Genomic DNA, 20,364 nt, shown 5'->3' with positions numbered 1-20,364 from the left:
TGACCTCAGCGCCTGATCACGGCCGCCACGTCGGTGACCTGGTCGGTGAACCACAGCTCGGCGTCCGTCATCGCCGCCGCCCTGGCCAGGGCCGAGTCGGCGCGGTCGCGCATCGGCTCCTCGACGCCCCACCGGCGCAACTCGGCCGCGTCGACCGACATCTGGGTGCCGCCGCCGCCGATCCACACCGGCTGCGGCAGCTCGCCGGGTGACAGCACCGCCTGCGCCCGCCCCTCACGCAGGGCATGGGCGACCCGGGCCACCCCGACGGGCCCCGCCGAGTCGCGGTGCCGATCGATCAGCTCGGCCCGGCGGCCGTCGAGCCACAGGTCGAGCGCTCGTTCCACATCGCGTTCGTGGTCCGCGCGGCTGGCGTGCTCGACCATCATCACCCGGTCCGCGGACTTGGTGCCGAGCCGGTCGCAGAGCAACGCGCACGACCGGGGGTCGCCCGCCACCAGGATGAGCTCGGTGCCGATCCGCCGCACCTGCTCGTCGATCTCCTGGGCGACGGCCCCCGCGTCCCAGGAGCCGTGCATCGCGTGATAGCGCCGCCGCGCCCACCCGCCCTGGGCGGTCTTGGGCAGCGGCCACGGCTCGGCCCCCACGGCGGCCCTGCGCGGCGAGCCGCCGCCGACCACCGTCAGCTCCGCCCCGGCCTGCTCCACGACGACCCGCAGGTGCGGCAGGTTCTCGCCGCGCTGCATCAGCATGGGGGTGACGTGCGGCAACGGCGCCCACGCGGCCAGCTCACGCGGCGGCGGCTCGGCGAGGAGCTCGGCCATCACCACGTCGCCGTGGGTGCCGAACAGTGCCGAGGGCCCGGTCGCCGCCCTCTCCAGGGCGTCCAACGTCGCCGGATCCGCGTCAGGGAGCCGGTCACGCACCCCGCGCCAGTGGCTTCTCCGCCCGGTCCCGCTCAGCTCCCCCACGTAGACCGACGCGTACGGCCCGCGGCGCTCGTAGAGCGGCCGGATGAAGTCGAGCCGCACCGGTCACCACCTCCGCCTCTCATCCTTACCGATTGCGCCCTCTACCCCCGCTTTTTGGGGCAAACATCGCAAGTGTGTAGCCTGCCGAGCGTGTTCGATCCCGATGTGAGCATCGCCACCGAGCGCCTCCTGCTCCGGCCGTTCGGACCGGCGGACGCGGCCCGGATCAGATCCATTGTGGAGTCGGGCGCCCGGTTCCTGCCCCCCGGCGCTCCCACCCATGTGGCCGGCGTCATCACCTGGCTCGCGACCGGTGTCCACGAGCTGCGGCACAGCGGCCAGGGCGTGCACCTCGCCATGACCGACGCGAGCGGCCACATCGTGGGCGCCATCAGCCTGTTCAAGACCTCCTGGGGGGCGGGCACCACCGAGATCGGCTACGGCGTGCACCCCCTCTACCGGGGCCGCGGGTTCGCTCCTGAAGCCGTGCGGGGGTTGGTGGACTGGGTGTTCGCCACCACCGAGCTGCGCCGGATCGACCTGACGGCCAACCTGGACAACCTCCCGTCCCTCCGCGTCGCGCAGAAAGCGGGCTTCACCTGGGAGGGCGTGCTCCGTGACGCCAGCCTGGAGGACGACGGCCCGCACGACCTGGTGATCTTCGGCCTGCTCCGCGGCGACAGCCGCGTTCCCTCCGAGGAACTGCCCCGGGCCGAGCTGCGCGCCCCGCGGCTGCTGCTGCGTCCGCTCGCCGAACAGGACGTGCCCGACCTGGCCGCCACCGGCGCCGACCCGCTCACCCAGGCCATGACCGGAATCCCGCGCGCCTACACCCAGGCCGACGCGCAGGCGTTCGTCGCCCTCGCCGAGCGGATCAGGACCAGAGGCCAGGGCATCGCCTGGGCGGCGGTGGAGCTCGACGGCGGGCGCTTCGCGGTCAACATCGACCTCAGGGACCTGGACTGGGTCAACCGGACGGCCGAGGTCGGCTACATGACCGCCCCCTGGGCCCGCGGCAACGGCTACGCGGGCGAGGCGGTGCTGGCCATCGCCCGCTGGCTGTTCGGCGCCCAGGGCTTCCAGCGGCTGACGCTCCGTACCGCCGTCCCCAACACGGCCTCGCAACGCGTCGCCGAGAAGGCCGGCTTCGTCCGCGAGGGCGTCGCCCGCAACGCGCTGCACGGGGACGATCTCGTGGTCTACAGTCTCATCCCGTCCGACCTGGCCTGAGCCGAACGCCAGGGGGAGGACGTACTGACTGGTGAAACACTCCGGCAGCAGTCACCCTGGGTGGTGAGGACGGTGAGTGCCATGATCACGGTTGTCGGGTGGGACGGCTCGGAGTTGCCGATCAGGGTGATCGAGCGGCTGCGGTCGGCGACGCTCGTCGTCGGGCCCAACGCGTTGCTCGGGCGGCTCAGCCTCACCGCGTCGACCGTGGCCGACGACCAGCTGTTCGAAGCCCTGGACGAGCACCTCGAACACGGCGAGGGCCCGGCCGTCGTGATCGCCGAGGGCGATCCCGGCTTCTTCGGTGTGCTCCGCTCCCTGCGCGCCCGGGGCCACCAGCCCGACGTGCTCCCCGCCACCTCCCTGGTCACCCGCGCCTTCGCCCGCGCCGGCCTCAACTGGGAGGACGCGCTCGTCGTCGCCCCCGCCGGCGTCCACCAGCTCAACCGGGTGGTCAACGCCTGCCGGGCGCACCCCAAGGTGGCCCTGCTCGTCACGCCGGGAGTCGGCCCCGCCGAGATCGCCAGGGAGCTGGCCCCCACCACCCCGCGCGAGCTCATCGTCTGCGAGGACCTGGGCGGCCCCGACGAACGCGTCACCCACAGCCGCATGGGCGAGGCCACCACCCGGCCGTGGAAGGACCCCGACGTGGTGCTCGTCATCGACCCGCTCCACCGGCCCCGCGAGCACGGCTGGGTGGCCGGCGCGCAGCCGGGGCCGGCCGAATGGGCGCTGCCGTTCGAGGGCCATCTCCCCGCCGAGGTCCGGGCGTACATCCTGGCCAAACTGGGCCCCCGGCTCGGTGACCTGGTCTGGGACGTGGGCGCGGGCTCGGGCGAGATCGCGGTCGAGTGCGCCCGGCTCGGCGCGGCCGTCATGGCCGTCGAGCGCGATCACGAGGCGTGCGCCCGGCTCCGCGCCGCCGTGCTGGAGCACGGCGTCAAGGTCGCGCTGACCCGAGGGCAGGCGCCGCCCGCCCTCGAACCCCTGCCTGATCCCGACGCCGTCTTCGTCGGCGGCGGCGGCTCCGACGTGATCGTCGCCTGCGCCGCCCGCGGCCCCCGGACGCTGGTGTGCGCGCTCAAGTCGCTGGAACAGGTGCCGGCCGTGCTCGACCGACTGCGCGAGCACGGCTATCGTGCGGAGGGCACCCAGATCCTGGCCTCCAAACTCACCATCCAGCCCGACGGTTCACACAGCCTGGCCGCGTCCGACCCCGTCTTCGTCCTCCACGCCGTCCTGGCTCATCCCATGTGACCTGTCGTTATCGGCACGCATCGGTTATCCTCGCGTGTCCGACTACGTACCGGAGTAACCCTCAAAATGAAGCCCCCGCTCCTGCTGATCGGGCAGGGCTCGAACGACGACGCCGACTCCGCGGAGTTCGGCAGGTTCGTCCATCGGCTGCGCTGCCGCCTCGATCGCACAGCCGTGGACGTCTCCGGTGGCTACCTCGAACGCGCCACGCCACGGCTGAGCGAGTCCGTCGCCTCCCTCGTCGCCCGCGGGCACCACCGCCTGGTGGCGCTCCCGCTGAGCCTCAACCGGGTGGGCGAGGAATACCCCGCGGCCATGGCGCTGGAACAGAAGCGACACCCCACGCTCATGTACGACTACGGGCGCCCGCTCGGGCCCGACCCCCGGGTGCTCGCCCTGCTGGCCGAGCGCCTCAACGACGCCGCCACCGAGATGCCCCGCCCGCGCCCGCTGGAGATGGCGGGTGCGAGGCCCCGGTTGCGGGCCGTCGACGCGACGTTCGCCGAGACCCTTCCGATGCACGTCGAGCCGGGAGAGACCGCGGTCGTGCTGGTCGGCGAGGGCTCCACCGACCCGTCGGCCAACGCCGAGGTCCACCGGGTGTCACGCCTGTTCTGGGAGACGCACGCCTACGACTTCATGACCGTCGAGACCGCGTTCGTCTCCGTCACCCCTCCGGGCGTGCCGGGTGGCCTCGAACGCTGCCGCCGGCTGGGCGCCAAGCGCGTGATCGTGGTGCCCTACCTGCTGTTCGCGGGCGGTCTGCTCGAACGCGTGTGGGCGCAGGCACTGGCCTACGGCGCGGGCCATCCCGAGCTCGACATCCGGTGCGCCGAGGTGATCGGTGACTGTGAGACCCTGGCCGACGTCGTGATCGACCGCTATGAGGAAGCACTCCGGCTGGTCCCCTGATCCGTCCCTGGAGGTTCGACTTGCTCGCAGAAACGCTCGCCGCGATCCGCCCCGCCGACCCGCGGGCGCTCGCCGAGGCCCGCTCCTACCAGGACCGCCTCACCAAGCCGAAGGGCTCGCTGGGCGCGCTCGAGGACGTCGCCGTACGCCTGGCGGGCGCGGCCGGCGTCGTCCCGCCGCCGATGCCCGTGCCGGCGGCGCTGGCCATCTTCGCGGCCGACCACGGCGTCCACGCGCGCGGCGTCACCCCGTGGCCGCAGGAGGTCACGGTCCAGATGGTCGCCAACTTCCTGGCCGGCGGCGCCGTGGCCAACGCCTTCGCCGCGCAGGCCGGGGCGTCGGTGACCGTGGTCGACGTGGGTGTCGCCGCCGACCTGCCCGACGCGCCCGGGCTGGTCAAACGCAAGATCGCGTACGGCACGGCCGACCTGTCCGCCGGGCCCGCGATGAGCGTCGACCAGGCGGTCCAGGCACTGGAGGCCGGCATCTCGGTGGCCCTCGACCTGGTCGCCGAGGGCGCCCGCTGCCTCATCACCGGCGACATGGGCATCGCCAACACCACCGCCTCGGCCGCGCTGATCGCCGCCTTCACCGGCCGCGACCCCGCCGAGGTGACCGGCAGGGGCACCGGCATCGACGACGACACGCACACCCACAAGATCGCCATCGTCCGCGAGGCGCTCGCCGTCAACTCCGCGACGCCCGTCGGTTCCCAGCCCAGCGACGCGCTGCGCGTCCTGGCCGCCGTCGGCGGCTTCGAGCACGCCGGGATCGCCGGCTTCATTCTGGGCGGGGCGCGGGCCCGCGTGCCGGTGATCCTCGACGGCGTCATCGCCGGCGCCGCCGCCCTGGTCGCCGCAGCCTTCGACCCGGCCGTCACCGACCACTGCGTCGCCGGTCACCGCTCGGCCGAGCCCGGCCACGCCGCCGCGCTCGACCACCTCGGGCTGCGCCCCCTGGTCGAGCTCGAACTCCGCGTCGGCGAGGGCACCGGCGGGCTGCTCGCCCACCCGCTGGTCTGCGCAGCCGTACGCGTCATGCACGACGTCGCGACGTTCGACTCGGCAGGAGTGACGGAAAAGTCCGTGTGATGATGGGACACGTGACCAGCGAGTGAGGTGAGTGTGTCCAGGTACGGCCCGATGTACGGACCCGACATCACGTTTCTAGGCGTCGAGAGGTGCGACGTCGCCGATCCGGCGAGCTACGCCGGCGCCGACGTCGTGATCATCGGTGCCCCGTTCGACGGCGGCACCTCCAATCGGCCCGGCGCCAGATTCGGCCCGATGGCCCTGCGCCAGGCCTGCTACCTCCCGCACGACGGCTCCAGGCCGAGCCTGGCGCTGCGCGTCGACGCCCTGCGCGACCTGCGGGTGCTCGACGCCGGCGACGTCGAGTGCTACTCCGGCGACGTCGAGGGCTCGCTGGCGGCCATCGAGGACGCGGTCCACCGCGTCGCCTCCTCCGGCGCGATCCCGCTCGTGCTCGGCGGCGACCACACGGTCGCGCTGCCCGACGCGCGCGGCACCGCCCGGGCGTACGAACCGGGCCGCGTCTCGATGATCCACTTCGACGCCCACGCCGACACCGGCGACATCGAGTTCGGCCACCTGCACGGCCACGGCCAGCCGATGCGCCGGCTCATCGAGTCGGGCGCGATTCGCGGCGACCGGTTCCTCCAGCTCGGGTTGCGCGGCTACTGGCCCGAGCCCGAGACGCTCTCCTGGATGGCCGAGCAGCGGATGCGCTCCTACGAGATGACCGAGATCGTGGCCCGGGGGCTCGACGAGTGCCTGACCGAGTCGTTCCGGATCGCGCTCGACGAGTGCGACCGGATCTTCCTGTCCGTCGACATCGACGTGTGCGACCCCGGGCACGCGCCCGGCACCGGCACTCCCGAGCCGGGCGGGCTCACGGCCCGGCAACTGCTCGATGCCGTTCGCCGCATCTGCTACGAGTTGCCCGTCGCGGGCATGGAAGTGGTCGAGGTGGCTCCGCCCTACGATCACGCGGACATCACCGCGTTCCTCGGGAACCGCGTTATCCTCGAAGCGCTGTCAGCGATGGCCAGACGCCGCAAGGACGACGAGGGCGGGCCTCGCTGGGATCCTCTCCAGCCCCTTCTTGACGGGCGTTAACTCACACGAAGCAATTGCCGCGTTAAGAACCGGTAGGTTTACCTCCGGACACACCAATCTTCGCAGACTGGAGCTTCCCCAGCATGGGCCCCTACCTCCTCGGCCTGCGGCTTTCCGGCCGCCGAGTGCTCGTCGTGGGCGGCGGTCGCGTCGCCCAGCGCCGGGTGCCCGCCCTGCTCGAGGCCGGTGCGGTGGTCACCGTGGTGTCGCCGGTGGTGACTCCGGCGCTCGACGACCTGATCGCCACGGGCAGGGTGAGCTGGCAGGCCAGACCGTACGAAGTGGGTGACTGTGACGGCGCCTGGCTCGTCCAGGCGTGCACCGACGACCGGGGCGTCAACACGGCGGTGGCCGCGGAGGCCGAGGCCAAGCGCATCTGGTGCGTGCGGGCCGACGACAAGGACGCCTCCGCCGCGTGGACCCCGGCCTCCGGGCGGGTCGACGAGATCACCGTGGCCGTCACGGCGGGCGGCGACCCGCGCAGAGCGGCCGGCATCAGGGACGCGGTGGTGGGCGCGCTCCGCGACGGCACCGTCGACGCCCGGCGCAACCGCACCAAACCGGTCGGCGTCGCCCTGGTCGGTGGAGGGCCCGGCGATCCCGGCCTGATCACCGTGCGCGGGCGGCAGCTGCTCGCGCAGGCCGACGTGGTGGTCGCCGACCGCCTCGCGCCCCGCGCCCTCCTCGACGAGCTGGCGCCCGACGTCGAGCTGATCGACGCCGCCAAGGTGCCCTATGGCAGGGCTCTGTCGCAGGACTCGATCAACGAGGTGCTCGTCGACCGGGCCAGGCAGGGGAAGTTCGTGGTCAGGCTCAAGGGCGGCGACCCGTTCGTCTTCGGCCGGGGTGGCGAGGAGATGATCGCCTGCGCCCGGGCCGGGATCCCGGTGCTCGTGGTGCCGGGCATCACCAGTGCCGTGGCGGTGCCCGCCGCGGCCGGCGTCCCAGTGACGCATCGGGGGATAAGTCAGGAATTCCACGTCATATCCGTGCACGTGGCCCCGGATGATCCGAAATCGACCGTCGACTGGCCCTCGGTAGCTCGCTCCCAGGGGACCCTGGTCCTCCTGATGGGTCTGGAACGGCTGGCCAAGGTGGCCGAAGCCCTCCTTCGAGACGGACGTTCACCGGAGACTCCCGTGATGGTGGTGCAGGACGGTACCCTTCCGACCCAGCGGGCGGTTATCGCTCCACTTTCCATCGTGGCCGATCGCGTGTCCGCGGCTGGGATACGGCCGCCGGCGATCGTCATCGTCGGCGAGGTCGTAAGGGTCGGCCAGGAGGTCGAGATGGTTCGAGCGGAGCGCTTGCCGTGAACACCGCCAGAGATGACGGGCGTCAGGAGCCACCAGGGGAGCAGACCCTGAGCTTCCGCCCCATCACGGAGGAGGACGTCGTCCCACCCGACGACGCCCAGGGCGACCACGCCCTACAGCCCGCCCCCGAGGAGCGCCCCACACCCGTGGAGCCGCTCCCCCGACGCAAGCCGTCCTCCAGAAAACCGGCTTCCACCCCCAAAACAGCCTCCAAGACGCCGCCTCCCACATCCGACGATCCGGAGCGCAAGCGTCCTTCCCTATGGGAACGAGCCCCCTCGCCCGACGAGGACCACGCGCCCGAGCCGAAGCGCCCGTCTTTGTGGGACGTCAAGTCTCCGCCTGGGGAGGAGCCCGAGCCGGAGTCGAAGCGCCCGTCTTTGTGGGACGCCAAGTCCTCTCCGGACGAGGGGTGCGCTGCCGGAGGGGACGAGTCGTCGTCCGAGCAGGAGCCGGAGCGGCCCTCTCTGTGGGAAGACGGCGGGTCTGTGCCGGTAGAGGCACAGGACGAGTCTTCGCCGGCTGAGGAGCCCGAGCCGGAGTCGAAGCGGCCATCTCTGTGGGACACCAAGTCTTCGCCGGACGAGGGGCGCGGTGCCGGAGGGGACGAGGCGTCGTCCGAGCAGGAGCCGGAACGGCCGTCCTTGTGGGAGCGCAAGGCATCGACCGGAGAAGGGGCCGAGCCGGAGCGGAAGACGCCGCCGGGCCAGGACGAGCGACCCGGCTCCGGTGCGGACGAGGAGACCGGGGGGCGGAATCCGTACGCCCCGGCAGGAGAGAAGACCAGGCAGGGCGAGGCGTTGCCGGCCGAGGCGGCCAAGGCGCTCATGACCGCGCTGGACACGTTGCGGGCGAGCGTCGCCGAGCTGCGGTTCGGCCTGGATCTGCCGGGCGCCGATGGGGCCAGGCAGACGCGGGCCGACCTGCTCGCGCAGCTCCAGGACTACGTACTCCCAAGGGTGCGGACGAACACCGCGCCCGCCCTCATCGTGATCGCCGGTTCGACCGGCGCGGGCAAGTCGACGCTGGTCAACTCGCTCGCGGAGAAGAACGTCTCACGCACCGGCGTACGGCGGCCCACCACGGGCATCCCCGTGCTGGCCTGCCACCCCGACGACCATAAGTGGTTCGCCGAGGGAGAGCTGCTCAGCGGCCTGCGGCGGATCGACAAGGCGTCACCCGAGGCCGGGCCCGACACCCTCATCGTGGTCCCCACGGAGAAGCTGCCGCAGGGCGTGGCACTGCTCGACACCCCCGACATCGACTCGGTCATCGAGAAGCACCACGCGATCGCCCAGCGCATGCTCGACGCGGCCGATCTGTGGATCTTCGTCACCACCGCCGCCCGCTACGCCGACGCCCCCGCCTGGAATTTGCTCAGGCTGGCCAAGGAGCGCGGCGCCCGGCTGGCCATCGTGCTGTCCCGGGTGCAGCCCAAGGCGCGCGAGGTGGTGCTGAAGCACTTCGTCCGCATGCTCACCGAATACGGCCTGGGCGAGATCGACCGGTTCGTCATCGGTGAGGCAGACGTGACGGACGGAAGGTTGCCCGACCACGAGGTAACCGACCTGCGGCTGTGGCTGGCCGAGCTCTCCGTCGACGAGGATCGCCGCGCGCAGGCCGTACAAGAGACCCTCAATGGTGTGCTCGACAGCTTCCGCACCCGCGTCCCGGCGCTCGCCCGGCAGATGGAGAGCCAGGTGAACTTCCGCGGCGAGCTGCGCGCCGACGTGGAGGCCTCCTACCTGAGCGCGCTCACCGAGATCGACAAGGCGTTTCGCAACGGCTCGTTGATCCACGGCGAGGTGCTGGCCCGCTGGCAGGACTTCGTGGGATCCGGCGACCTCCTGCGCACGATCCAACTCCGCAAGCGCGGCAGGTCGGCCAGGCAGGCCCCCGAACGCATCATGGCGTTCAGGGCGGCTCTGCGCGCCGGCCTCGAGTCCGTGATCGTCGTCGGCGCCAGCCGCGCCGCCGAGGAGGTGGTCGCGCGCTGGCGCCGCCGCTCCCCGCTGGGCGCCGCGCTCGGAGCCGACCTCGACCGCCCCTCCGACGATCTCGTACGGCATGCGAGCCGGGCCATCGCCGCCTGGCAGGAGCACGTCACCGAGTTGGTGCGGACCGAGGGCGTGGCCAAGCGTTCGGTGTCGAAGCTGGTCTCGTTCGACGCCGACTCGCTGTCGTTGATCTTCATGGTCGCCATGTTCACCGGCGGCACGGCCGAGGGCGTGCCGCACCGGCTGGTCAACGCGCTGCTCGGCGCCGAGTCGCTGCGCGGCATCGGCGCCAAGGCGCTGAGCGACCTGAGAGCCCGCATCGGCATGCTGTTCGACGAGGAATCCATGCGTTACGTGCAAGCGCTCGACTCCGCCGGGATCCCGGACGAGTCCATGGCGACACGTCTCTACCAGGCGACGTACAACCTTGAGGTCGCTCGATGAGCACAGTCACCACCAAGCCGGGCCTCGCGCATCGGCTCGCCGCACTCACCAAGATCGTTGAGCTCGGGCCGGGACGGCTCGAACCGAAGCTGCTCTCCGAGGCGAGCACGCTGCTGAACCGCGCAGGCGAGCGGCTCAAGCTGTCGTCCGAGCACACCGTGGTCGCCCTGGCCGGTGGCACGGGCAGCGGCAAGTCATCGCTGTTCAACGCGCTGTCGGGGCTGGAGCTGTCGCCCACCGGCGTGCGCAGGCCCACCACCGCCCGCACCCATGCCTGCGTGTGGGGGCTGGAGGGCGCCACTCCGCTGCTCGACTGGCTGCAGGTGCAGTGGCGTCACCGCTTCGCCCGGGCCAGCGCGCTCGACAAGGGCGACAGCCAGCTCCACGGGCTGATCCTGCTCGACCTGCCCGACCACGACTCGATCAGGGCTCTCACCGACACCGAGGCCGACCGGCTCATCGGTCAGGCCGACCTCGTGCTCTGGGTGCTCGACCCGCAGAAGTACGCCGACGCCTCCACGCACCGGCGCTACGTCACCGAGTTGGCGGGGCACGACGCGATGACCGTGTTCGCGCTCAACCAGGCCGACCTGCTGAGCACCGAGGAGCTCGCCGAGCTGGTCATCGACCTCAACGACCTGCTCCGCCGCGAAGGCGTCGAGCACCCCAGCGTGGTGCCCACCTCGGCGGTCACCGGCCGGGGCGTCGACAGCCTCAAGAGCGTCCTCGCCGGAGCGGTCTCTCGCCGCCGGGCCGCCATCCAGAAGCTGGAGGCCGACCTCCACCGGCTCGAACAACGCCTGGCCGAGAGCATGCCGGTGGGCGAGGTCCTGTCCGCGCCGTCGTCGGTCGACGAGGCCCGCAGGCTCGGGCTCACCGACGCGCTCTGCGACGCCGTGGGCGTCCCGGCCGTCGGCGAGGCGATGGAGAACGGCTACGCCGAGCGGTGCATGCGCTGGGTGGGCTGGCCCTACCCCCGCTGGGTCGCCAAGCTGCGGCCCGACCCCCTCAGGAGCCTCCGCCTGGAAGACGTCAGCGACGAGATCCACGGCATCACCACGAGCTCGGTCAGCGCCCAGACGGCCGAGACGGTCAACGCGGTGCAGGCGCTCGCCGACGGGCTGTCGGCCGGGATGCACCCGGTGTGGCGCACGTCGGTGCACCACGCGGCGCGTTCCCGTTCGGCGCAGCTGCCGAAGGCGCTGACGGAGGATCTCGCCGAGGTCGCGCCCCGGCTCGACCGGGTGCCGGCCTGGTGGTGGCTGCTCAAGGTGTGGCAGTACGTGCTGGTGGCGGCGTTCGTTCTCGGGCTGGGCTGGCTGGCCGTGGGCATTTTCTTCCCCGGCCGTGCGCCGCTGGGCATCCAGTTGCTGGGCGACACGGCGGCGCTGCCGTGGGTGGGGTTGATAATGGCGTCCGTGCTTGGGCTCGGTGCGCTCTCGGGCATCGCGTCACGCAACTTCGTCGAGCTGGGAGCGTCAAGGGAGCGCGAACGGCTCGAACGGGAGATGCGTCGCAGAGTGGCCGCGATCGCCGAGACCATGGTGGTCGAGCCGGTGGAGCGCGAGCTGGGCCGGCACCACGCCTTCTACACGGCCATGAACAAGCTGGCTCGTTAGCTTTCCACAGGCGTTCGTCCGCCGGTCGGCGTTGTCCACAGAACTCCATTCGGCCGCCTCCAGGCCGGGGCCGCTCCGGCACCGTGTTCCCAGGGCGCGGGCACTCCGCCCGCCGCATGGGAGGCAACGGGATGAACGACATCTACATCACGCTCACCGGCAATGTCGCGGCAGAGCCCAGGCAGCACACGTTCGAAGACGGCGCCAGGGTGACCTCGCTGCGGGTGCTGACCGCTCACCGCTACTTCGACAAGAAGACCGGGCAGTGGACCGACGGCGAGAAGGTGTGTTTCGCGGTGCGCTGCTGGCGGACCCTCGGCGAGAACGTCGCTCAGTCGGTCAAGGTCGGGCAGCCCGTCGTGGTGTCCGGCAAGCTGCGCATCCGTGAGTTCGGCCCCGAGGGCGACCGCCGGTTCATGCCCGAGGTGGAGGCCAGCGCGGTGGGCCACGACCTGAGGTGGGGCATGGGCAGCTTCACCAAGCCCGACCGCGGTGGCGCGGCCGCCCTGGTCAGCAGGGAGATGCGCGAGCGACTCGACGAGGAGACCCAGGACTGGGCCATGGGCGCCGGCGCGGCCGAGCGCCCCAGCCGAGACCGAGACCGAGCGGAGCCTCTCCCGCTCACGGCCGGCTCCCGCCAGGACGCACCCCTGCGAGCCATGGGCTCCGCCAACGCCACGAACGGTGACACCACGAACGGTGACACCGGGAACGGCATCACCGGGAACGGCATCACTGGGAACGGCGACACCAGGAACGGCATCAGTGGGAACGGTGATGCCACGAACGGCGGCACCGGGAACGGTCGGACGCTCGACGACGACGAGACCGTCCGCATCCTCGGCGCCGGTGGCAACGAATGCGAAGCCGAAGACGCCGAGTGGCCCACAGAGGAACGCGCCGCCGCCTGACAAGACCGCGCCCGGCCCCGTTCGGAGATCCACCCGCGACCCTCGCCGAAGCCGGTCGCCGGGCGCTGTCCTGAGCGGAAGGCAGGTCTTCTGTTGACCTCCTCCCCTTCGTGACGAGGGGGATTCCCACGGTCGCCCGTGAAGGTTCCTGTATCACCGCCGGTCGCCCGCCAGGAAGGGCGCTGGGAGCACAGCCCGAGGATCAAGGATCTTTCGAGGGGTCATTTGGCTGGAAAGATGCAGGCCGCGCCGCTGGTGGACAAGCCGACGGGTCCTGAGGTGGGCATGTCACCGGAGCCGTACGGATGGCGAGCGGCGGGAGGCGATCCAGGGGAGAAAGCCACCGAGGCGGGAGCAACCCGGAACAGGAAGGCCGGAACGGGGAGACCGGAACGGGGGCCCGAACCGATAGGCCGGGACTGAGAGGCCGGGACGGGGCCGGGACTGAGAGGCCGGAGCTGAGAGGAGGGAGGGGGAGTGGGGGTGGAGGGACACTGACCCTTGCATGCCGCGAGTCCCCCGACGGTTGCGGCAACGGCAAGCGGCCGATGACGCCGCGCATGTCATGTCGAACGGTTGGCTAGTGCACCTGTCAGGTCCAGGTGACGCCCCGCGCCATGGCTGCTCCTTTCCGGCACGGCTCGCAGGGGGGAGCGAACCGTATCCACATTCCCGGACCACATGGAACATGTGGCTCCGCTGCCAACGTATCGGTTCCCATCGCACGACGCACACTCCGCAATTATTGTGTTACACATCGTTAGGCGGAGAGGAACCGGTATGGCGGCGACCAGTCACACCTCGATCAAGTCTCGCGACGGTGTGTCAAGTCTGGTCGGCCGTTGGCCGCTGCTCGGGCAACGTCGTCCGCTCGTCGGTTATCTCTGCGGCATCGTGGCGCTCGATGTCGTCGCGATGGTGCTGCTCGCGACGGTCACCGACGTCCGCTGGCCGCACCTGCTGACCTTCGCCGCCCTCATGGGGTGCGGCGCGGTCTGCATCGAGGCCACCAGACGTCTGGGCATGCCCGCGGGCGTCTCGCGAGACCTGCTGTCGGCGTGGTGGCTGCCGGTGGCGTTGCTGCTGCCGCCGGTCTACGCCCTGTTCGCGCCGATCGTGCTGCAGGCGCTGCTGCAGTGGCGGGTTCGGGCGACGGTGCTCTACCGCAGGGTGTTCAGCTCGGCCGCCATCGGCCTGGCGGGGTGTGCCGCTTCGGTGTTGTTCCATCGGGTGGTCCCCGACCCGTCGGCGTTGATGCGGGGCGGTGGGGCCGCGATCGCGCTCGCGGTGGGCGCGGCGGTGGTGTTCGCGCTGCTCAACACCGGGCTCATCGCGATCGCGGCGCACACCGCCGACCCCGAGGGGCCGTGGCGCGACGTGCTGTGGGACAGGGAGAGCGTGCTGCTGGACGTCGTGGAGCTGTGCCTGGGCGTCATCGTGGCGATCGCCTGCGGGCTCAACCTCGCCCTGCTGGTCCTCACCCTGCCGCCGGTGGTGCTGTTGCAGCGCAGCCTCCTGCACGCCCAGCTCCAGGCGGCGGCCCGCACCGACTCCAAGACCGGCCTGCTCAACGCCGCGGCCTGGCAGCGCGAGGCCGACACCGAGATCGTCCGGGCTCGGCGCAACGGCGACACCCTGGCGCTGCTGATCATCGATATCGACCACTTCAAGCGCGTCAACGACAACCACGGCCATCTCGTGGGCGACCAGGTGCTGGTCAGCATCGCCAGCACGCTGCGCAGCCAGTTGCGCGAATACGACGTCGTCGGCCGTTTCGGCGGCGAGGAGTTCGTGGTGCTGCTCCCGAGCGCCGACATCCATGAGGCCCGCCAGGTGGCCGAGCGGCTCCGCCGGCGCATCGGCCGGATGACGATCGCCGCCGACGACGTCATGATCAGCGTCACCATCTCGGCGGGCGTCGCCGTCATGAGCCTGCACGGCGACGATCTCATCGAGTTGCTCGCCGCCGCCGATCTGGCCCTCTACCGGGCCAAGGAGCTCGGTCGCGACCGCATCTGCGTGCCCGTCGTCCAGTCACCGCCGCCGCCCGTGACCGACGCCTCCCCGGCCTGAAGCCACCCCTGTCGCCCCAGAGGCAGAAGCCCGGGTCAGGAGCCCCTAAGCTAGATACCATGCCGGAGTACATCTATACGCTGCAGCGCGTGCGCAAGGCGCACGGCGACAAGGTTGTCCTTGACGACGTCACGCTGTCGTTTCTGCCAGGTGCCAAGATCGGCGTCCTGGGCCCTAACGGCACCGGAAAGTCGACGCTGCTCCGGATGATGGCCGGTCTGGAGCAGCCGTCCAACGGTGACGCCAAACTCATGCCGGGCTTCTCGGTGGGCATGCTCCAGCAGGAGCCACCACTCAACGAGGAGAAGACCGTCCTCGGCAACGTTCAGGAAGGCGTCGCCGGGACGATGGCGCTGCTCGCGCGCTACAACGAGATCGCCGAGCAGATGGCCACCGACTACAGCGACGACCTGCTCGACGAGATGGGCAAGCTGCAGGAGCAGCTCGAGCACCGCAACGCGTGGGAGCTCGACAGCCAGCTGGAGCAGGCCATGGACGCCCTGCGCTGTCCGCCGCCCGACGCCGAGGTGAGCAAGCTCTCCGGTGGTGAGCGCCGCCGGGTCGCCCTGTGCAAGCTGCTGCTGGAGGCGCCCGACCTGCTGCTGCTCGACGAGCCGACCAACCATCTCGACGCCGAGAGCGTCCAGTGGCTGGAGCAGCACCTGGAGAAGTACGCCGGCACCGTGCTGGCCGTCACCCACGACCGCTACTTCCTCGACAACGTGGCCGGCTGGATCCTCGAGCTCGACCGCGGCCGCGCCTACGCCTACGAGGGCAACTACTCCACCTACCTGGAGGCCAAGACCCAGCGCCTCAAGGTCGAGGGGCAGAAGGACGTCAAGCGCAAGAAGCGGCTCGAGGACGAGCTCGAGTGGGTCCGCTCCAACCCCAAGGCCCGCCAGACCAAGAGCAAGGCCCGTCTCCAGCGCTACGAGGAGATGGCGGCCGAGGCCGACAAGCATCGCAAGCTCGACTTCGACGAGATCCAGATCCCGCCGGGCCCCCGCCTCGGCACCACGGTGATCAGGGCCGACCACCTGACCAAGGGGTTCGACGACCGGCTGCTCATGGAAGACCTCTCGTTCGACCTGCCGCGCAACGGCATCGTCGGTGTGATCGGTCCCAACGGCGTCGGCAAGACCACCCTGTTCCGCATGATCATCGGAAGTGAGACGCCCGACAAGGGGTCGATCACGGTGGGCGACACGGTCAAGATCTCCTACGCCGACCAGAGCCGCGGCGGCATCGAGCCCGGCAAGAACGTGTGGGAGGTCATCTCCGACGGGCTCGACCACATCAAGGTCGGCAACGTCGAGATGCCGTCGCGCGCGTACATCGCCGCGTTCGGCTTCAGGGGTCCTGACCAGCAGAAGAAGGCCGGTGTCCTGTCGGGCGGCGAGCGCAACCGGCTCAACCTGGCGCTCACCCTCAAGCAGGGTGGCAACGTGCTGCTGCTCGACGAGCCCACCAACGACCTTGACACCGAGACGCTCTCCTCGCTGGAGAACGCACTGCTCGACTTCCCGGGCTGCGCGGTCATCACCTCCCACGACCGGTGGTTCCTCGACCGGATCGCCACCCACATCCTGGCGTGGGAGGAGGGCTCCAACTGGTTCTGGTTCGAGGGCAACTTCGCCGACTACGAGAAGAACAAGATCGAGCGCCTCGGTGCCGACGCCGCCCGGCCCCACCGCATCACCTACCGCAAGCTGCACCGCGCCTGACCCAATCCCCGCCCAGCCACATCGGGCAAGGCTGGCACGAAGAGGCGCCGACCACATCTGGTCGGCGCCTCTTCGGCGCTTCACGAGGCGCACATGGCGGTGTCACTTGAGTGGTCTTTCGAAACTTACCGGCTGAGCCTTGACCGGCCCTGAGCTGCCGCCGATTCGGTCAGGGACCGGCCGGTGCGACGCGATGTGACAGGGAACGCGGCAGTTCGCGCATGTGACAGAGAATGCGCACCCCGCCAATATCTTTCCTGGTCAGAGCATGGCTCCGATATTCATGCCCGGCTCTGTCGATTTGGGTTCTCGCCAAACGACGCCTCAGCGAGGTCGGAAATCTGCGGACTGAAATCTGACTGCATTATTAATGCGCCCTAAGTGGAAGAATTGCGTCTTGTGCGGAATGACGGAACGTGTAAGTATGACCTATGTAACCGCCGAAGCCACTATGGTGGTTAGATAGAAAGGAGGGTCATGTCGCGTCTTCTTAAAGGTGCTTTTGTTGCGGCGGTTATTTCATCTGCCCTGGTCGTTCCGGCTGGGGCCGCTTCGGCCGAACCGTGCGGAGCCGGTGGCTCCATTGCCGGCGGCATACAGGTGGTCGGTCATCACAACGCAGCGGCAGCGCGATCCGCATCAAGGCGTACATCAATGGCAGGTGGGGAGCTTGCGCCATCGTCCACGTCCGGGGAAGGGCGACACTGCGAAGCGAGAAGGTCGGCAGCTCCGGGACGTGGGGCGTCGCTTCCTGCTAAAACGCTTCGGTAACCACATGCCTGCGAGGAGGGTCGTCCGCGTTCTCGGAACGGATCCGCGCAGCCGGCATCGGTGTTCCGCACGCTCGAACCTGTGACCTGTCCGACGGCAGACCAGGGACGGACCGATCCTGGGTGATCGGTCGAGCATGAGCGGTCGTGATCGAGTTCTCGCAACCCGTCATCCATGGGTGAGTCATTATCGCGAATAACGTACGTAAATGTCAGTCGAAATCGCTGGTATCCGGAAACAGGGGCTTCGTTTTTCGAGTGCGCTTCCGTGGTTCGTGGTGCGCGAATTCGGGAGCGCGAGGCGCGATGCGGCCGCATGTCATTTCTTATCCTCTATGTTAGGAGATTGCTTTGCTCAAGATGTTCAGTAAAAGCCTCAAATTCGCGGCGGCCGGCGGGCTGGTGGCGGGGGCGGTGCTCATGCCGGCGAGCGCGGCTCATGCCGCCGATCCCCCCCACGGTTGCAGCAGCCAGTACAAGGACAACAGCTTCTGGTTCAACTGCACCAAGGGCAGCGGGTCCTTCAGGGCGGTCGTGGACTGTTACAGGATCGGCAAGTCGACATACACCACGAGATACGGCACGTGGAACCGGGTCGGCTACGGCCCGTCGATAGCCCGGTGCTTCGTCGACGAGGAGCCGAGGAACGGCCGCGGGCCGACAAGGGCCTAGCGACGTTCACTGGCCGCAGCCAGATTGACCGCGGAGGCCGGGTGGTGGCGGGCGTTCAGGTGGCGGCCATCACCCGGCCTTCTCGGCGTTCATTCCGGCAAATCGCCGCGAGGGAGGGCGTGCGGGCGAGGAGGCTTCCGTCTAGAATCAAATTCTAGGATTTCGGCGGAAGGGGTCGTGCGTGGATCTGGAACTGGACGGGCTCGAGGTGACCTTCGACCACACGGCCGTGGCGGCGCCGAGGATCAGGGATTTGCTCCCCATCTACCGCGACCTGCTGGGCGGCGAGCATCTCGGTGGCGGCGGGGACAACCGGGTGAGCGGCTACCGCACGCTGCAACTCACCTACGCCAACGGCGGCAAGGTCGAGCTCATGGAGCCGCTGTCCGGCTCGACCTTCTTCGACACGTTCTTCGAGCTGACCCGGGGCCGGGGCGGGGTGCACCACCTGAACTTCCACGTCAACGACATCGAGGCGGCGGTGGCCCGGCTCAGCGGGCGCGGCTATCGGCTGCACGGGCTGAACATCGGGGACGTCCGCTGGAAGGAGGTGTTCCTGCACCCCAAGGAGGCGCAGGGCGTGCTGATCCAGCTCGCCCAGCCCGGCAGGCGCGACCCCGACGACTGGCGGGCGACACTGGAGGAGGTGCTGGCCGGACAGGGCAGGAACGGAAACGGCATCCCCAGCCCCTGAACATCCGGCCCCTGAAAAGTCTCCCGTACCGCAGAATCTGACTCTAGAGTGTGATTCTAGAAAAAGATGGGGAGGCCCATGAAGCCGGTACCGAAGCCCACGCCGGAGACGCAGCCCTTCTGGGACGGCGCGGCGGCGGGCGAGCTCAGGATCCAGCGCTGCCGGCCGTGCGCGCGGCATTACTTCTATCCCCGGCCGAGCTGCCCGCACTGCGGTGCCGCCGAGGTCGAATGGGTGCGGGCCAGCGGCCGGGCGACCCTCTACTCGTACGTGATCAACCATCGGCCCGCTCGCGGGTTCGAGGACGACGGCCCGTACGCGATCGCCGTGGTGGAGCTGGAGGAGGGCGTGCGGATGATGACGAACATCGTGGGCGTCGAGATCGCGCCCGAGAACCTGCCGCTCGATCTGCCGCTTCGCGTCGTCTTCGAGCGGCGCGGCGACGTCAGCGTGCCGCTCTTCGAGCCCGCGGGGGGAGCGGCGTGACCATCGTGATCGCCGGCGCCGCCGAGACCGACGAGGTGGGGCGGCTCCCGCGACACTCGGCCACCGCGCTGCACCTGGAGGCGGCCCGCAACGCGCTCGCCGACGCGGGCATGACCAAGGACGACGTCGACGGCATCGCCACCGTGGGCAACCCGGGCCCGATCCAGATCGCGCACGCGCTCGGCATCACGCCCGCCTGGCTCGACGGCACGGCGGTGGGCGGGTCGTCCTTCATGTTCCACGTACGGCACGCCGCGGCGGCCATCCGGGCGGGCCTGTGCCACACGGTGCTGATCACCCACGGCGAGTCCGGCAGATCACGGGTGGGGGCGTCGAGGTTCGGGATGGCGGCCGACTCGCTGGCGGGGCAGTTCGAGGTGCCGTACGGCGTGATGGGACCCGCCACGATGTTCACGCTGACGGCGCTGCGTTACATGAAGGAGACCGGGCTCACGCACGAGCAGCTGGCCGAGGTCGCCGTGGCGCAGCGGCGGTGGGCGCATCTCAACCCGAGGGCGATGTACCGCGACCTGATCACGGTGGACGACGTGCTGGCCTCGCGGCTGGTCGCCTACCCGTTCCATCTGCTGGAGTGCTGCCTGGTGACCGACGGCGGCGGGGCGTTGATCGTGACGTCGGCCGACCGGGCCCGCCGGAGCCCGGTCCACCTGCTCGGGTCCGGAGAGGCGGCCGAGTCGCCGATCATCTCGCAGATGGCCGACTTCACCACCTCCAGGGCGTTCCGGCTGTCGGGCGAGGCGGCGTTCGCCGAGGCGAAGATCTCCCATGACGATGTGGACCATCTCATGGTGTACGACGCCTTCGCGCACGTGCCGATCTACGGCCTGGAGGACCTCGGGTTCGTCGGGCGGGGCGAGGCCGGCGCGTTCATCGCCGAGGGCCACACGTCGCCGGGTGGCCGGTTGCCGCTCAACACCAACGGTGGCGGCCTCTCGTACACGCATACCGGGATGTACGGGATGTTCGCCATCCAGGAGGCCGTCCGGCAGCTCCGTGGCGAGGCGGCGGCCCAGGTGCCGGACGCCGAGGTGAGTGTGGTGCTGGGCAATGGCGGGATGTTCGCCTCGGCTGCCACGCTCGTCCTGTCGAACCGGCTCCCCTGAAGAGCCCCGCGGCGGCGGCGATTCTCCCCCCGGCCGCCGCCGCGGTTCGCCGCCCTCCGGAGGGG

At 70.2% G+C, this 20,364-nt stretch carries 16 protein-coding genes; 15 read left to right on the top strand and 1 reads right to left on the bottom strand.

Annotated elements, in window-relative coordinates:
• Positions 1-5: 5 nt before the first annotated feature.
• Positions 6-992: a baeRF2 domain-containing protein gene (locus tag AB0I38_RS20555; RefSeq protein ID WP_358470043.1), complete on the bottom strand. Its 987-nt coding sequence runs from the start codon at positions 990-992 to the stop codon at positions 6-8.
• Positions 993-1,082: 90 nt separating this feature from the next.
• Between AB0I38_RS20555 and AB0I38_RS20550 the strand changes: the two genes are divergently transcribed.
• From AB0I38_RS20550 to AB0I38_RS20480, 15 genes are all read left to right on the top strand, one after another.
• Positions 1,083-2,162, top strand: a complete 1,080-nt coding sequence (locus AB0I38_RS20550; RefSeq protein ID WP_358470040.1) for a GNAT family N-acetyltransferase — start codon at positions 1,083-1,085, stop codon at positions 2,160-2,162.
• An 81-nt stretch (positions 2,163-2,243) separates the two neighbouring features.
• On the top strand, positions 2,244-3,419 hold the full coding sequence (cbiE, locus tag AB0I38_RS20545; RefSeq protein WP_358470037.1) for a precorrin-6y C5,15-methyltransferase (decarboxylating) subunit CbiE: 1,176 nt from the start codon (positions 2,244-2,246) through the stop codon (positions 3,417-3,419).
• 66 nt (positions 3,420-3,485) lie between these two features.
• Entirely contained in the window at positions 3,486-4,331 is an 846-nt protein-coding gene (locus tag AB0I38_RS20540) for a sirohydrochlorin chelatase (RefSeq protein ID WP_358470034.1), read from the top strand.
• Positions 4,332-4,351: 20 nt separating this feature from the next.
• Entirely contained in the window at positions 4,352-5,422 is a 1,071-nt protein-coding gene (cobT, locus tag AB0I38_RS20535) for a nicotinate-nucleotide--dimethylbenzimidazole phosphoribosyltransferase (protein WP_358470031.1), read from the top strand.
• A gap of 33 nt (positions 5,423-5,455) precedes the next feature.
• Entirely contained in the window at positions 5,456-6,469 is a 1,014-nt protein-coding gene (gene speB, locus AB0I38_RS20530; protein WP_358470028.1) for an agmatinase, read from the top strand.
• Between the two features lie 83 nt (positions 6,470-6,552).
• Entirely contained in the window at positions 6,553-7,785 is a 1,233-nt protein-coding gene (gene cobA / locus AB0I38_RS20525; RefSeq protein ID WP_358470025.1) for a uroporphyrinogen-III C-methyltransferase, read from the top strand.
• A gap of 488 nt (positions 7,786-8,273) precedes the next feature.
• The gene (locus tag AB0I38_RS20520) at positions 8,274-10,226 is read left to right on the top strand and encodes a dynamin family protein (RefSeq protein WP_358470022.1); all 1,953 of its coding nucleotides are present in this window, start codon (positions 8,274-8,276) and stop codon (positions 10,224-10,226) included.
• Positions 10,223-11,845, top strand: coding sequence for a GTPase (locus AB0I38_RS20515; protein ID WP_358470019.1), 1,623 nt, complete (start codon positions 10,223-10,225; stop codon positions 11,843-11,845). The genes AB0I38_RS20520 and AB0I38_RS20515 overlap by 4 nt, the downstream gene beginning before the upstream one ends.
• Before the next feature lie 131 nt (positions 11,846-11,976).
• Positions 11,977-12,756, top strand: coding sequence for a single-stranded DNA-binding protein (locus AB0I38_RS20510; protein ID WP_358470016.1), 780 nt, complete (start codon positions 11,977-11,979; stop codon positions 12,754-12,756).
• A gap of 780 nt (positions 12,757-13,536) precedes the next feature.
• Positions 13,537-14,829: a sensor domain-containing diguanylate cyclase gene (locus AB0I38_RS20505; protein ID WP_358470013.1), complete on the top strand. Its 1,293-nt coding sequence runs from the start codon at positions 13,537-13,539 to the stop codon at positions 14,827-14,829.
• 59 nt (positions 14,830-14,888) lie between these two features.
• The gene (ettA, locus tag AB0I38_RS20500; protein WP_358470010.1) at positions 14,889-16,553 is read left to right on the top strand and encodes an energy-dependent translational throttle protein EttA; all 1,665 of its coding nucleotides are present in this window, start codon (positions 14,889-14,891) and stop codon (positions 16,551-16,553) included.
• Between the two features lie 1,121 nt (positions 16,554-17,674).
• The gene (locus AB0I38_RS20495) at positions 17,675-17,995 is read left to right on the top strand and encodes a hypothetical protein (protein ID WP_358470007.1); all 321 of its coding nucleotides are present in this window, start codon (positions 17,675-17,677) and stop codon (positions 17,993-17,995) included.
• A gap of 181 nt (positions 17,996-18,176) precedes the next feature.
• On the top strand, positions 18,177-18,689 hold the full coding sequence (locus tag AB0I38_RS20490) for a VOC family protein (RefSeq protein WP_358470004.1): 513 nt from the start codon (positions 18,177-18,179) through the stop codon (positions 18,687-18,689).
• Positions 18,690-18,767: 78 nt separating this feature from the next.
• Positions 18,768-19,175, top strand: coding sequence for a Zn-ribbon domain-containing OB-fold protein (locus AB0I38_RS20485; protein ID WP_358470001.1), 408 nt, complete (start codon positions 18,768-18,770; stop codon positions 19,173-19,175).
• Positions 19,172-20,299 (top strand): thiolase C-terminal domain-containing protein, encoded by a 1,128-nt coding sequence (locus tag AB0I38_RS20480; RefSeq protein WP_358469998.1) that lies wholly within the window; start codon positions 19,172-19,174, stop codon positions 20,297-20,299. The genes AB0I38_RS20485 and AB0I38_RS20480 overlap by 4 nt, the downstream gene beginning before the upstream one ends.
• The last annotated feature ends 65 nt before the right edge of the window (positions 20,300-20,364 follow it).

This window comes from Nonomuraea cavernae, from assembly GCF_040655715.1.
In the GTDB taxonomy this organism is placed as follows: Bacteria; Actinomycetota; Actinomycetes; order Streptosporangiales; family Streptosporangiaceae; genus Nonomuraea; species Nonomuraea cavernae_A.
This window is presented reverse-complemented; position numbering and strand designations above follow the sequence as displayed.